The 14,049-nt window shown below is 38.7% G+C and carries 12 protein-coding genes; all 12 read right to left on the bottom strand.

The window, feature by feature from the left end; all coding sequences use genetic code 11:
* Nucleotides 1-101: 101 nt before the first annotated feature.
* The gene (ffh, locus tag ACQKNZ_RS06355; RefSeq protein ID WP_151110574.1) at nucleotides 102-1,457 is read right to left on the bottom strand and encodes a signal recognition particle protein; all 1,356 of its coding nucleotides are present in this window, start codon (nucleotides 1,455-1,457) and stop codon (nucleotides 102-104) included.
* A gap of 13 nt (nucleotides 1,458-1,470) precedes the next feature.
* A complete protein-coding gene (locus ACQKNZ_RS06350; protein WP_144538029.1) occupies nucleotides 1,471-1,797 on the bottom strand; it encodes a putative DNA-binding protein in 327 nt (108 codons plus the stop codon).
* Nucleotides 1,798-1,870: 73 nt separating this feature from the next.
* Nucleotides 1,871-2,890 (bottom strand): signal recognition particle-docking protein FtsY, encoded by a 1,020-nt coding sequence (gene ftsY / locus ACQKNZ_RS06345; protein WP_427658645.1) that lies wholly within the window; start codon nucleotides 2,888-2,890, stop codon nucleotides 1,871-1,873.
* Between the two features lie 13 nt (nucleotides 2,891-2,903).
* Nucleotides 2,904-6,458: a chromosome segregation protein SMC gene (smc, locus tag ACQKNZ_RS06340; RefSeq protein ID WP_427658643.1), complete on the bottom strand. Its 3,555-nt coding sequence runs from the start codon at nucleotides 6,456-6,458 to the stop codon at nucleotides 2,904-2,906.
* A 3-nt stretch (nucleotides 6,459-6,461) separates the two neighbouring features.
* Nucleotides 6,462-7,220: a ribonuclease III gene (gene rnc / locus ACQKNZ_RS06335; RefSeq protein WP_151110581.1), complete on the bottom strand. Its 759-nt coding sequence runs from the start codon at nucleotides 7,218-7,220 to the stop codon at nucleotides 6,462-6,464.
* A 177-nt stretch (nucleotides 7,221-7,397) separates the two neighbouring features.
* On the bottom strand, nucleotides 7,398-7,634 hold the full coding sequence (acpP, locus tag ACQKNZ_RS06330; RefSeq protein ID WP_093263354.1) for an acyl carrier protein: 237 nt from the start codon (nucleotides 7,632-7,634) through the stop codon (nucleotides 7,398-7,400).
* Nucleotides 7,635-7,749: 115 nt separating this feature from the next.
* On the bottom strand, nucleotides 7,750-8,496 hold the full coding sequence (gene fabG, locus ACQKNZ_RS06325; RefSeq protein WP_340862877.1) for a 3-oxoacyl-[acyl-carrier-protein] reductase: 747 nt from the start codon (nucleotides 8,494-8,496) through the stop codon (nucleotides 7,750-7,752).
* Nucleotides 8,489-9,439 (bottom strand): ACP S-malonyltransferase, encoded by a 951-nt coding sequence (gene fabD, locus ACQKNZ_RS06320; RefSeq protein WP_154311145.1) that lies wholly within the window; start codon nucleotides 9,437-9,439, stop codon nucleotides 8,489-8,491. The genes fabG and fabD overlap by 8 nt, the downstream gene beginning before the upstream one ends.
* Nucleotides 9,432-10,427: a phosphate acyltransferase PlsX gene (plsX, locus tag ACQKNZ_RS06315; RefSeq protein WP_340862876.1), complete on the bottom strand. Its 996-nt coding sequence runs from the start codon at nucleotides 10,425-10,427 to the stop codon at nucleotides 9,432-9,434. The genes fabD and plsX overlap by 8 nt, the downstream gene beginning before the upstream one ends.
* A gap of 15 nt (nucleotides 10,428-10,442) precedes the next feature.
* Entirely contained in the window at nucleotides 10,443-11,009 is a 567-nt protein-coding gene (gene fapR, locus ACQKNZ_RS06310) for a transcription factor FapR (protein WP_144538022.1), read from the bottom strand.
* 97 nt (nucleotides 11,010-11,106) lie between these two features.
* Nucleotides 11,107-13,155 (bottom strand): ATP-dependent DNA helicase RecG, encoded by a 2,049-nt coding sequence (gene recG / locus ACQKNZ_RS06305; protein WP_427658639.1) that lies wholly within the window; start codon nucleotides 13,153-13,155, stop codon nucleotides 11,107-11,109.
* The gene (gene sdaAA / locus ACQKNZ_RS06300) at nucleotides 13,145-14,044 is read right to left on the bottom strand and encodes an L-serine ammonia-lyase, iron-sulfur-dependent, subunit alpha (RefSeq protein WP_154311148.1); all 900 of its coding nucleotides are present in this window, start codon (nucleotides 14,042-14,044) and stop codon (nucleotides 13,145-13,147) included. Before sdaAA ends, recG begins: the two co-directional genes overlap by 11 nt.
* Nucleotides 14,045-14,049: the final 5 nt, after the last annotated feature.

Here is a 14,049-nt window from a genome sequence, read left to right as displayed (position 1 = left end):
TTATTGCACCTCCGAATAGTTTCACACAAGATAGTATATTATCAAGGTTTTAATTGTTTGTAAAGTGTTTTTTCTTAACACCTTATTTTTTTCTAGGAAATTTACTTGAAAAGAGAGTCAAAACCAGGCATTTTCATCTTTTTCTTTCCTTTTTGTTGCATATTAGTCATTTGCTTCATCATTTTTTTCATGTCTTCAAATTGCTTCAAAAGTCTGTTAATATCTTGAATTGTTGTTCCAGACCCTTTAGCAATTCTTTTCTTTCTTGGTCCATTAATAATCTCAGGATTCGTCTTCTCTTGCGTAGTCATAGAGTATATAATCGCTTCTACACGATCCATTTGCTTCTCATCGACCTTTGCATTTTCCAACCCTTTAATTTTATTTGCTCCTGGAAGCATTTTTAAAATTTCATCTAGTGGACCCATTTGTTTAACTTGGCTAAGCTGCTCTAAAAAGTCATCGAATGTAAAAGACTGCGTACGGAATTTTTCTTCCAATTCCTTCGCCTTTTCTTCATCCACATTCGCTTGTGCTTTTTCAATTAGAGACATCATATCGCCCATGCCTAAAATCCGAGAAGCCATACGCTCCGGGTGGAACGGCTCTAGAGCATCCATTTTTTCTCCCATTCCGACGAATTTAATCGGTTTTTGAGTGATTGAACGTATGGAAAGAGCTGCTCCTCCTCGAGTATCCCCATCTAACTTTGTAAGAACTACCCCAGTTATTCCAATCGATTCATTGAAATTATTAGCTACATTGACTGCATCCTGCCCTGTCATTGCATCTACTACTAAGAATACTTCATCTGGTTCTTTTAAGGCGCGAATATCTTTAAGCTCTTGCATTAAAGTCTCATCAATATGAAGACGACCAGCCGTATCGACGATCACAACGTCATAATGCTCCTCTTTTGCATGCTCTAGACCCTTTTTAACTATTTCTACTGGTGAAATATCAGTACCAAGTTGAAAAACAGGTAAAGAAAGCTGTTTTCCAATCGTTTCAAGCTGCTTAACAGCAGCAGGACGATAAATATCCGCAGCAATCAATAAAGGTTTTTTATTGTATTTTTTACGAAGTACGTTGGCTAGCTTACCTGTAGTAGTTGTTTTACCGGCACCTTGAAGCCCCACCATCATAATCACAGTTGGTGGTCTAGAAGAGAAAGCTATTTGACTTTGTTCTCCACCCATCAACTGGGTCAATTCGTCTTTTACAATTTTAATGACCTGTTGACCTGGAGTTAGACTTTTCATAACCTCTTGACCAACAGCTCGTTCTGAAACATTTTTGACGAACTCTTTTACTACCTTTAAGTTAACGTCCGCTTCCAATAACGCATAGCGAACCTCACGCATCATCTCTTTGACATCAGCCTCAGAAATTTTGCCTTTTCCTTTGATTTTCTGAATCGTCCCTTGAAGACGCTCAGCTAATCCTTCAAATGCCATGCAAGCTCGCCTCCTAATCCCATTCTTTTAATTGCTCAATGAGTTGAGTCAGTTCTACTGATGATTTATCTTTTGCTATTTGTAAAAGCTGTTTAATGGTTTCTTGTCGTTTTTCAAACTTAGATAGAAGATTTAATTTATCTTCATATTCTTCTAACATAGCTTCAGTGCGACGAATATTATCATAAACAGCCTGTCTAGAGATATTATATTCTTCTGCAATCTCTCCAAGTGATAAATCATCTAAATAATAAAGCTGCATATAGCTTCGTTGTTTATCTGTCAATAAAGCCTGGTAAAAATCGAAGAGAAAATTCATGCGAGTTGTTTTTTCAATCATGCCCATCTCTCCTTACCATGTGTAATGGTTCATCTTATAGTTTATAAACAGAGCCTTTAACTGTCAAGTAAAATTACTTGTCTTCTGTTGTTTCTTCTAACTCTAAGCCTTCTGCAAATAATCCATATACGTATTTCTCTGCATCAAAAGGCTGAAGGTCATCCATTTGCTCTCCCAGACCAACAAATTTAACTGGAATATGCAGTTTGTTACGAATGGCAAGTACTATACCGCCCTTAGCCGTGCCGTCAAGCTTTGTTAAAACAATTCCGGTAACATTTGTTGCTTCCTTGAAAGTTTGAGCTTGAACAAGCGCATTTTGACCTGTAGTGGCATCTAGAGCTAATAATACCTCATGAGGGGCATTTGGTACTTCTCTTGAAATGACACGATGGATCTTTTCTAATTCATTCATTAAATTGACCTTATTTTGTAGGCGACCAGCAGTGTCACAAATCAAGACATCCGCTTTTCTTGTCTTTGCAGCTCGAATTGCATCATACATAACAGCAGCAGGGTCCGATCCTTCCGCCTGCTTAATAACCTCTACTCCTACACGATCTCCCCATACCTGAAGCTGATCGATTGCGCCGGCACGGAATGTATCTCCAGCAGCAAGCATAACTTTCTTGCCATCATTATTTAATCGATGTGCAAGCTTGCCAATGGTCGTAGTTTTTCCTACTCCATTTACTCCTACAAAAAGAATAACAGTCAACCCATCTTCTTCTAGCTGAAGCTCTGTTAAATCTTTATCTCCAGCTTCATAAATTTCTACCAATTTTTCTGAAATAACAGATTGAATACCAGCTGTATCCTTGATGTTTTTTCGTTGAACTTCAAAGCGGAGTTTGTCCATTAACTCCACTACTGTTTCAAATCCAACATCTGCTTGAAGTAAAATTTCTTCTAATTCCTCAAAGAAATCCTCATCGACCTTACGATACTTTGCTACTAAGTCATTTACTTTAGAAGTAAACTGATTTCGTGTTTTCGATAGACCTTCTTTAAATTTATTGGTAATGGAGACTGTTTCTGCCGCCTCTGGTGTAGAACCTAACATCTTTTCTTTCATTTTTTTAAAAAAGCTCATAGTTAAACTCCTTTTAAGTTACTAATTCTTCTTCTAATTTTACAGAAACGAGCTTGGATATTCCTGATTCCTGCATAGTGATTCCATACAGGACATCCGCTCCCTCCATAGTGCCCTTGCGATGAGTAATAACGATAAACTGCGTATCATGACTAAATTTCTTCAAGTAATCACTATAGCGAGTTACATTAGCTTCATCCAGTGCAGCCTCCACCTCATCCAAAATACAGAATGGAACCGGACGTGTGTGCAGGATAGAAAATAATAAGGCAATAGCTGTTAGCGCACGCTCTCCACCAGATAAGAGAGAAAGATTTTGGAGCTTTTTGCCTGGTGGCTGCGCCACGATATCTATACCAGTATCAAGCATTGAACTAGGATCCGTTAACACTAAGTCTGCCTGTCCTCCACCAAATAACTGTCTAAATACCACTTTAAAATTCCTTTGAATTTCATTAAAGGTAGTTTCGAAACGGATGGTCATTTCTTCATCCATTTCCTTAATGACTTCATGAAGTGTCTCTTGAGCAGAAAGCAAATCTTCCCGTTGTTCAGTCAAGAAAGAATGGCGTTCACTTACTTGTTCAAATTCTTGTATAGACCCTAAGTTAATAGGACCTAACTCTTCAATAGAACGCTTTAACAATTTGACCTTTTTACGAGCAAGCTCCTCATCCATATTAAATGGGTAATCTCGTTTTGCTTCTTCTAAAGTTAATTCATATGTTTCTTCTAGTTGATTTTGAAGCGAGTTAGATTCTACTTCTAGCTTTCCAAGCCTTAATTCTAATGTACGCTCATCATTGGCGTATATATTTACATGCTGCTGAAGTTGCTTTAGATGATTTTCGGAATCATTAACTTTTTGAGAAAGTACTAGTCTTTTCTCTTTGTCAGTTTTGATTTGATCAATCAAATAATCTTTTTTCTCTTTAAAGTTTATAATCATTTGACTGATTTCTTCCGGTGATGGTCCAGACTGATCATCATTTTCAAACCAGCTAATTTCTTTTTCTAATGTACCGATTTTTTGTGAACAAGTTTGAATCTCTTGTTCCAGTTGCTTCTTTTCTTTGTCCTGCTGATTTACTTGTTCATTGACTACAGCAATAGAGGATAAAAGTTCACCAAGCTCATTTTGTACTTGGTCTTTTTCCTGCAACGACTGTTGTTTTAATAATTGCAATTGATCAATTGTTTGCTGAATGGAATTTAAGGATTCATTAATTTCTGCACTACGTTTAGCTGTTTGTTCTTTTTTGCGGACTAAATCCTCATGTAGGTGATTTTTTTCAGTCTGCACCTCGTCAAACTCTAATAATCGATTGGTCAGCCGAGAAATAATTGCCACACATTCTCTGTCTTCTGATAATAGCTTATGCTCTTCCTCGCGCAATGCTTCTCCGGATAGACGAGCTTCTTCTAGCTCTATTTTCAGTTGCTGAACCTGTTGCCTTTTAAAGGAAACGGATTTTTCGGCTTGTAGAACAGATTGTTGTAGCTCCACTAGCTTGTCATTCAATTGTTCTAGCTCAGCTTTTCTAGTAAAGACGGATGACTGCTGCTTCACGGAACCCCCAGTCAAGGAACCGCCAGCATTTACTACATCTCCATCTAACGTTACAAAACGATATCGATATTGTAATCGGGCTGCCATTTCGTTAGCACCCTTTAGATCAGTCGCTATAATGATATTTCCTAGCAGGCTTTCGATAATAATTTTATAATCAGGATTATAATTCACTAGCATATCAGCAGTATTTACAAATGATGGATGCTGTTTAATAGGGGCCAATGCTTGCTCCGTTAATTTACGAGACTTCATAACCTGTAATGGAAGGAAGGTAGCTCTTCCCACCCTTTTCTTTTTCAACCATTCAATTGCCAGTCGAGCATCTTGACTTGTATCTGTAATAATATGTTGCGATTGCTGGCCTATGGCCGTATCAATTGCATTCATATAATCCGATGGAATCTGAATTAGTTCCGCAACTGCTCCATGAATCCCTTTTAGTTCTTTTTTGTCGCGAGCCATCAGTACTTCCTTAACTCCTTGGAAATATCCGGAAAACTCTGACTCAAGCTCCTCCAAAGAGTCTTTTCTTGCCTGCATTTGATGCTTCATTTGATAGGCTTTTTGAAGCATTGACTGTTGTTCTTCATAGGAGGCCTCTAATTTATCAGAGGTTTCTCGTTTAGTTTTAAAGTCTAGCACCTTTTGCGCCAAATTCTTTTGACAACTTTCTAGCTGCTTCTCTATCTCTTTTTTTCTATTTGTAAGCTTTTCGAGCTCTTCTTTAATCTCACGGTAATCCTCTACCATTTTTTCTGAAGAAACTAGTTCAAATTGAAGCTGCTGTTCCATATGCTTCATTTCATTTTTCATCGTTGCTTCTTCGTTTAACAAATCAATGTAAGAGCCCTTCAAGTTTTCGATTTCTTCTTCTACTTCGGAGGCCGATTTGCTAAGTACATGGTCTATTTGAAGTTTCTTTGCTCTTAGTTCTTTTAATAATATTTTTTTCTCAGAACTGGATACTACGTTTTCTTCCAATTGCTTTTCAAATGTTTGCAGCTTGGTCTTTTCTTCTTCCAAAGCTCTTTTAAGCTGTGATATTTGTTGACTTGCATTCTGTTTTTTCTCGGCAAGTAGCAGTTTTCTTCCCTCTAAACGTTCTAGCTCAGAGCTTACTTCAAGTAATTCCCCTTGATCTTTATCTAGCTTTTCATCAGTTGTACCAATAATTCTTCTAACAGTAAGAATATCAGCTTCTGCCTCACTAACCTGCGTTAGAAGAAGCTTCTTCTGTTCGTCTATTTGCTGAAGTTGATTATGTAGCTCTGCACTTTCCTGCTTAAAAAGATTTAAATCATGAGCAATGACCGCTATTTCAATATCCTTTAGTTCCGTAGACATCTCTAAATAATCAGAAGCCAATGAGGATTGAATTTTCAGAGGTTCCATTCGTCCATCTAGCTCATGAAGAATATCGAGCACTCGGTTTAAATTGTCATCGGTTTCGATAAGTTTGAATTCTGCTTTTTTCTTGCGTTGCTTGTATTTTAGAACACCTGCTGTTTCCTCGAATATCGTTCTTCTGTCCTCTGGACGACTGTTTAATATCTCATCCACTCGTCCCTGAGAAATAATAGAGAACGCTTCTTTTCCAAGTCCTGAATCCATAAATAAATCTGTTATATCCTTCAATCTACACTGTTGCTTGTTCAGAAGATATTCACTATCACCAGAACGATAAACTCTTCTTGTTACGCTGATTTCAGCAAAATCAAGAGGGACGCGATTATCAGAATTATCTAGTATTAAGGTTACTTCTGCAAAGTTTAATGCCTTTCTAGAATCACTTCCTGCAAAGATTACGTCTTCCATCTTTGCTCCACGTAGCGACTTTGCAGACTGTTCCCCTAGTACCCATCTGATAGCATCCGTTACATTACTTTTCCCACTACCATTTGGACCTACCACTGCTGTTACCCCTGGAACGAAATCTATTCCAATTCTGTCAGCAAATGATTTAAATCCAATAATTTCTAATCTCTTAAGGAACAACGATTATTCCTCCTGTTCTTGATCCTTTATTGCGAGTATCGCCAGTCTGGCAGCTTGCTGCTCTGCCTCTTTCTTAGAACGTCCTATACCGACGCCAAGTTCTTTAGTATTTAAAATAACACGTGAAACAAAGGTACGGTTATGTGCCGGACCTTTTTCCTCTACAATTTCATAGCTAAGTGTACCATTGTTTTTTTGTTGAATTACTTCTTGTAGCTGGCTTTTATAATCCATCACATGCGAAAAAGCACCGACTTCGATTTTAGGAAAGACAATCTTTTCTAGAAAAGAAACGACTACCTCTAATCCCTGATCTAAATATAATGCACCGATAAATGCTTCGAACACGTCTGCTAAAAGTGCCGGTCTTTCACGCCCGCCGGTTAATTCTTCTCCTTTACCAAGCAATACATATTTACCAAATCCTAATTCATTGGCAAATACAACTAAAGAAGGCTCGCATACAATAGCTGCGCGAAGCTTAGTAAGCTGACCTTCACTCATTACCTCATATTGCTGAAATAGGTACTGAGAAACCGATAATTCTAATACGGCATCTCCAAGAAACTCTAAGCGTTCGTTATCGGTGAAAAACTTACGTCGATGCTCATTCACATAGGATGAATGGGTAAAGGCTTGATACAATAATGTCGGATTATTGAATTGGATTTCAAAATGATTTTGAAATTTTTGGAACTGTTGTTTAACGCTTTCTGGGAACCCCGTTTTTTTAGGGTGGTTGTTTTTTCTATTTACTTTCATCCTGATCTGCCTTTCTTACTTAACATCTATCTGTTTAAGTTTACCTGTTTATAAAGCAATGTGCAAAAAGAAATAGAGACGCTTTTTATTCGGATGAATAAAAAACGTCTCTGTTGCTATTTAACTTTATCCACCTTCGTATATAGAGCAACTATATAAAAATGTGACTATTTAATATTAGCCTTGTTTGCTTTCAATATAGCTAACTGCGCTACCCACAGTTGAAATATTCTCAGCATCTTCATCCGAAATCTCCATATCGAACTCATCTTCAAGCTCCATTACTAACTCAACTACATCTAGTGAGTCGGCACCTAAATCATCACGGAAGGATGCTTCTAATTTTACTTCGCTTTCGTCTACTCCAAGACGATCTACGATAACTTTAGTTACACGTTCTAAAACTGTTGACACATTTGTCACCTCCCCTCAATGATTATACAAAAAACTTCTTGTCTATGAAAGGCTATTTCACATGAAATATAATACATTCTAAATCAGATAGTGCTTACTTAAGTTCCGTCTGGCATTACATATACATGCCGCCATTGACGTGGATAGTTTGCCCAGTAATATAACTAGCATCGTCTGATGCTAAAAATGCTACCGCGTTAGCAATGTCTTCAGGATTACCGAATTTTGCCAAAGGTATTTGGCTAAGCATTTGTTTTTTGATATCTTCAGGTAAAGCATCAGTCATATCAGTTGTGATAAAACCAGGAGCAACTGAGTTAACTGTAATATTACGAGAAGCTAATTCCTTTGCAGAGGATTTTGTTAAACCTATTACACCCGCCTTAGCAGCTACATAATTGGCTTGTCCAGCATTTCCAGATACCCCGACAATGGAAGTTATATTTATAATACGCCCTTTGCGCTGTTTCATCATTTGTCTCGTAACAGCTTTTGTACAGAGAAACACACCTTTTAGGTTTGTATTCAAAACATCATCCCACTCTTGCTCCTTCATACGCATCAGTAGATTATCACGAGTAATGCCAGCATTGTTAACTAAAATATCAATGGAGCCGAAGGTTTCAATGGTTTGATTGACCAAGTTTTGGACATCCTCAGCTTGATCTACATTTGCTTGAATAGCAAAGGCTTCACCACCGCGCGATTGAATTTCTTTCACTACGGCTTCTGCCTTTTCTTTGCTCCCACTATAATTTACCGCTACCTTTGCTCCTTCGCTTGCTAGGTAAAGTGCAATATCCCTACCAATACCTCGAGATGCACCTGTGACAATTGTGGATTTACCATCTAATTTACCCATTGATAACCTCTCCTATTTCAGTAATCGCTTGCTGCATGGAAGCCTCATCATAAACACAATAAGTAGCAACAGAGCGATCTACTTTTTTGACTAGACCACTTAATACTTTACCAGGACCACATTCGATAAATATATCCACACCAAGATCAAGCATTTGTCGAATAGACTCTTCCCAGCGGACTGGAGAATACAATTGCTCCACTAATAGATCCTTCATATCTGCCGCCTTCTCTACTGGCAAGGCTGTCACATTTGAAATAACTGGAGGTATTGCATCCGAAAGATTAATAGAATCAATTGCTGCATCTAGTTTATGTGCAGCTGGTCTCATTAATTCGGAATGGAATGGTCCGCTTACGGCTAAGGGGATTGCTCTTTTAGCACCTACCTCCTTCGCTTTAGCAGAAGCCTTTTCTACTCCTGCCGCTGTTCCTGAAATAACAATTTGACCAGGGCAGTTAAGATTTGCAATTTGCACTATATCTCCATTGGTTGAAACTTCCTGCGTGACCTCTTTTAACAAAGAAGCTTCGAGGCCTAATATTGCAGCCATGGCCCCTTCTCCAGCTGGAACAGCTTCATTCATATAAAGACCACGCTGGTGAACTAGCGAAACTGCATCTTCAAAGCTAAGTGCTCCAGATGCTACTAACGCAGAGTATTCACCTAAGCTATGACCAGCAGTATAATCTGGCGTAATACCTATGTCAATCAAAGATTTTGCAATCATTATGCTTGTTGTTAGTAATGCTGGCTGCGCGTGATAAGTTTTAGTAAGTTCCTCAGATGGACCATTCAACATGATGTCCGATAGGGAGAACCCTAACTTTTGATCTGCTCGTTCATAAAATTTCTTTCTTTCACTGTTACTTTCGATTAGCTGTTGCCCCATCCCGACAGTCTGGGAACCTTGTCCTGGAAATATAAAAGCTATTTTAGTCATTGGAGGATTCCTTTCGTAATGTTGTGTAGATAATGTCGGAAACATTATTTTCTACCATTGTTCGCGCTTGTCTAATCGCATGGAATACCGCACGTCCATTAGAAGAACCATGTGCCTTGATAACAGGAGCCTTTAAGCCAAAAAGCCCTGCTCCACCATACTCTGAGTAATCCAATTTATTTTTTAATACTTTTAGTTGATCCTTTACAAGCAATGCTGAGATTTTAGTTTTTGTCGAAGTATTAAAAGCTTCTTTTAATAAGGTAAATATCCCTGCTGCCGTACCTTCAATCGTTTTTAATACCATATTGCCTGTAAATCCGTCTGTTACCACTACATCCGCCACACCATACAATAAATCTCTAGCTTCTATATTGCCTATAAAATTAACAGGGGTCTCGTTCAAAAGTGTAAACGCGGCTTTCGTTAGCTCATTTCCCTTTTTATCTTCCGTTCCAATATTCAAAAGACCAACGCGCGGATTAGAAATCCCACGAACCTTCTCCGCATAGACACTTCCCATTACTGCGAATTGCTGCAAATGCTCGGGCTTTGCATCTGCATTTGCACCAAGATCAAGCATTACAAACCCTTTTCCATCAATTGTTGGTAGAGTAGGAGCCAATGCCGGACGATCTACTTGGTCAATTCTGCCGACTATGAATAATCCCGCTGCCATCAGTGCCCCTGTGTTACCAGCAGAAACACAAGCATCCGCTTCACCGTTTTTGACCGATTCTGCCATTTTGACCATAGAGGAATTTTTCTTTTTACGGATGGCACGCACTGGCTCATCTGTTCCTTCAATCACTTCATCTGTATGGACAACCTTCAAACGTTCATGCTTAGTTACAAGCGTTTCTAGTTTATTCTCGTCCCCAAACATAATAATTTCTAGATCGTCGAAAGCCTCTAAAGCTTCATAGACCCCTTTAACTATTTCATGAGGGGCGTTATCTCCGCCCATTGCATCTATAGATATTTTCATTTTTAATCACCTTTTTTAAGTCATAGTTTCTCGATACATATTAAATTCGCCAACAAACACTGTTTCATTTTCTACCTTGCTTGTGACTTTAATAAGTGTGCTGTTTTTTTCAGGATCACTGGAAAGAACTACAGCTTTTGCTATAACTCGGTCTCCAGCCTTCACTGGCTGCACAAATGTAATGTTGGATTTTCTCGTTAAAGCCAGCTCATCGTTAATGACCGCGACCGCCAATGAATTTGCTTGGGCAAATAGATGATGTCCTCTAGCTATACCATTTCTAGCAAAAACATGGTCTTGCGTTATATCCAATAAGGATATTGCTTGCTTATCTAAATCTATATCTATAATTTCTCCAATCACTTCATCGATTGGGAGTGATTTAACCTCTTCTTCAAAATTATGAGCAGCTACAGACTTAATTCTCTCACGCAACTCAGGAATGGACAACTCCATTCGATCCAAACGAATAGTTTGCACACTCACTTTAAAGGTAGATGCTAAATTTTCATCCGTTATAAAAGGATTTTTATCTAGAGTTTCTAATAAAAGCCTTTGTCTTTCTTTTTTCGTATATTTCAAGCTATTCACCGCCATTTTAGCACTTGGTACTAATATCAGTATATAAACATTAAAAAAAGAATGCAAGGAATGATTTCACATCATCCATGCATTCTTTTTAGTTAATCCTTTCTCCATCCAATGCTTTTGAATTTATCAGAGTGTTTCGAAGACCTTCCATTTCATCGGATTTCCAGAAATGCTCAGATTCTAGTAGACGTTCTGCATCTATTTTAGCTGTATTTAAAGCTCTATAATCATGAACCAAATCGGCAATTTTGAATTCAGGTAAGCCACTTTGCTTTTTCCCGAAGAAATCCCCAGGTCCACGAAGTTCTAAATCTTTTTCTGCCAAAACGAATCCATCGTTAGTTTCCGTCATAGACATCATGCGTTCCTTTCCTTCTTCTGTTTTAGGATCTGCAAGAAGTATACAATAAGATTGATGCTCTCCACGTCCTACCCTTCCGCGAAGTTGGTGCAGTTGAGCAAGTCCAAAGCGTTCTGCATCAAAAATAATCATGAACGAAGCATTAGGAACATTTACTCCTACTTCCACAACTGTTGTAGAAACTAACACAAGAATATTTCCATCCGTGAATTCTCTCATCACTTCATCCTTTTCATCGGAGTGAAGTCGACCGTGCATTAAGCCAACAGTGTAATCTTTACCAAGTTCATTTGACATCATATTGTAAACATCGACAGCATTTTGAACGTCTAATTTTTCAGACTCCTCAATTAGGGGACAGATAATATAGGCTTGTCTACCATTTGCTAGTTCTTTTTTCAACCGACTAATTAGTTTAGGAAGTTGGTCCTCCTTCATCCAATGTGTATCAATTGATTTTCTTCCAGCTGGCATTTGATCGATAATAGAAACATCCATTTCTCCAAATGCTGTTATCGCTAAAGTTCGTGGAATAGGAGTTGCCGTCATAAAAAGTACATCAGGATTCTCTCCTTTTTCCTTTAATACTTTTCTTTGCTCTACACCGAAACGATGCTGCTCATCGGTTATAACCAAACCAAGCTTTTTAAAAGAAACTTCAGGTTGGATTAATGCATGAGTACCTATGAGCAAATCAATATTACCTTCTGCTAAATTTTCCAATACAATTCTTCTTGCTTTTTGTTTGGTAGATCCTGTTAAAAGTGCAATTCTAACTCCAAGCGGAGCGAGCCATGCATCTAAGGAAGCGGCGTGCTGCTCTGCAAGTATCTCTGTTGGCGCCATCAAAGCTCCTTGATATCCAGCAGTAATAATTGCATATAAACAAATAGCGGCCACGACTGTCTTTCCAGATCCCACATCCCCTTGCAAAAGTCTATTCATACGATGTGGCTCCTTCAAATCTCGACAAATCTCATTGACAACTCTCTTTTGAGCATCCGTTAGCTCATAAGGTAAGGATTCAATGAGGATTTTTAATCGTTCATTGTCAAAAGCAATACTATTCCCAACATTTTGTTCTTTTCGGACTTTCTTAATCGCCTGCATTTTTAGTTGAAAGTTAAGTAATTCCTCATAAACAAACCGTCTTCTTGCATTTTTTGAATGATTGGCATCCTGCGGAAAATGTATCCCCTCGAGAGCTTCTACTATGTCGGGTAGTTTATAAGCGGAACGGATAGATTCCGGTAAAGGGTCCATAATATACCCTTTTAACTCATCTAAAGCTTGTCTCATGAATCGTCTGAAAATCTTTTGGCTTATGGACCCTTTTAGCGAATAGACAGGTTCAAAATCCTGTTGGTCCGTTTTCGGTCCTGCAGAAAAGGTAGAGACATTAATAACCTGACGCCCTCTGTCCCACTTGCCAGTAACCGTGATTACAGATCCAGGTGTAATTTTAGATTTCAAATAGGCTTGGTTAAAAAATACTGCCTTAATCAGATGCTGTCCAGCCAACAAACGAACCTGCAATCTGGATTTATTTTTTCCTAAAAAAAGAAGAGAAGGTTCACTTTCGACCCTTCCTTCCACTGTTACTCTCTCATTATGAGCTGTTTCTGCTAAGTTTTTTAATCGAAAATCTTCATGTCTATAAGGAAAGGTCATCACTAAATCCTCTAATGTGATAATCCCTAGCTCTTCTAACGCCTTAGCAGTCCCACTTCCAACACCCTTTAAAGAGGTAACTAATTCGTCTACCTTATTTTCCACTGCTGACCACAGCCCCGCCAAAGATCTTTGCTTCTAACCATTTTCCTGTTGGTGTAGCAGCTAATCCTCCTTGAGCAGTTTCTTTTAATGCTGTTGGCATTGTTTGACCTATTTTATACATAGCATCTATTACTTCATCGCATGGTATTCGACTAGTAACCCCGGCTAAAGCCATATCTGCTGCCACTAAAGAATTAGAGGCACCCATTGCATTTCTCTTCACACAAGGTACTTCCACTAATCCGGCAACAGGGTCACAAACTAATCCAAGCATGTTTTTTAGTGTAATAGCAAATGCTTCTGAGCATTGCGACGGTGTACCACCAGCCATCTCTACAATAGCGGCCGCGGCCATACCCGCTGCAGACCCTACCTCTGCTTGACAACCACCCGCAGCTCCAGATATAGAAGCATTGTTAGCTACGACAAACCCGAATGCACCTGCAGTAAAAAGATATCGGATCATCTGTTCACGAGTTGGATTTAATTTATTTTTGACAGCAAATAAAGTTCCTGGCACAACACCTGCAGATCCAGCTGTAGGTGTTGCACAGATAGTACCCATTGCCGCGTTTACCTCATTGGTTGCCACTGCTTTACTTACAGCATCCAGCATTAACTCTCCTGAAAGAGAGTTCCCCTTTTGCATATAAGCTTGTAAAAGTACCGCATCTCCTCCAGTCAACCCAGAAGTTGAATGAACTCCCTTTAGTCCCTTCTCTACAGCTTCTTCCATAACCGTTAGATTACGATCCATTTGTGTTAAAATTTCTTCACGGGTGCGTTCTGTCATAAGAATTTCTTGCTCGATCATTATTTCAGATATCAGCTTATTTTCTTTGTTAGCTCTATCTACTAATTCACGCACATTCCGAAATAAGACTTCCATCGTAC

It is taken from the genome of Psychrobacillus sp. NPDC093200 (assembly GCF_050280345.1).
In the GTDB taxonomy this organism is placed as follows: Bacteria; Bacillota; Bacilli; order Bacillales_A; family Planococcaceae; genus Psychrobacillus; species Psychrobacillus faecigallinarum.
This window is presented reverse-complemented; position numbering and strand designations above follow the sequence as displayed.

What these genes read in the sequence shown, in the direction of transcription:
- ftsY (WP_427658645.1), bottom strand. Translation starts at nt 2,890, where the DNA reads ATGAGCTTTTTTAAAAAAATGAAAGAAAAGATGTTAGGTTCTACACCA.
- ACQKNZ_RS06350 (WP_144538029.1), bottom strand. Translation starts at nt 1,797, where the DNA reads ATGATTGAAAAAACAACTCGCATGAATTTTCTCTTCGATTTTTACCAG.
- fabD (WP_154311145.1), bottom strand. Translation starts at nt 9,439, where the DNA reads ATGACTAAAATAGCTTTTATATTTCCAGGACAAGGTTCCCAGACTGTC.
- sdaAA (WP_154311148.1), bottom strand. Translation starts at nt 14,044, where the DNA reads ATGGAAGTCTTATTTCGGAATGTGCGTGAATTAGTAGATAGAGCTAAC.
- plsX (WP_340862876.1), bottom strand. Translation starts at nt 10,427, where the DNA reads ATGAAAATATCTATAGATGCAATGGGCGGAGATAACGCCCCTCATGAA.
- rnc (WP_151110581.1), bottom strand. Translation starts at nt 7,220, where the DNA reads ATGAAAGTAAATAGAAAAAACAACCACCCTAAAAAAACGGGGTTCCCA.
- fabG (WP_340862877.1), bottom strand. Translation starts at nt 8,496, where the DNA reads ATGGGTAAATTAGATGGTAAATCCACAATTGTCACAGGTGCATCTCGA.
- ffh (WP_151110574.1), bottom strand. Translation starts at nt 1,457, where the DNA reads ATGGCATTTGAAGGATTAGCTGAGCGTCTTCAAGGGACGATTCAGAAA.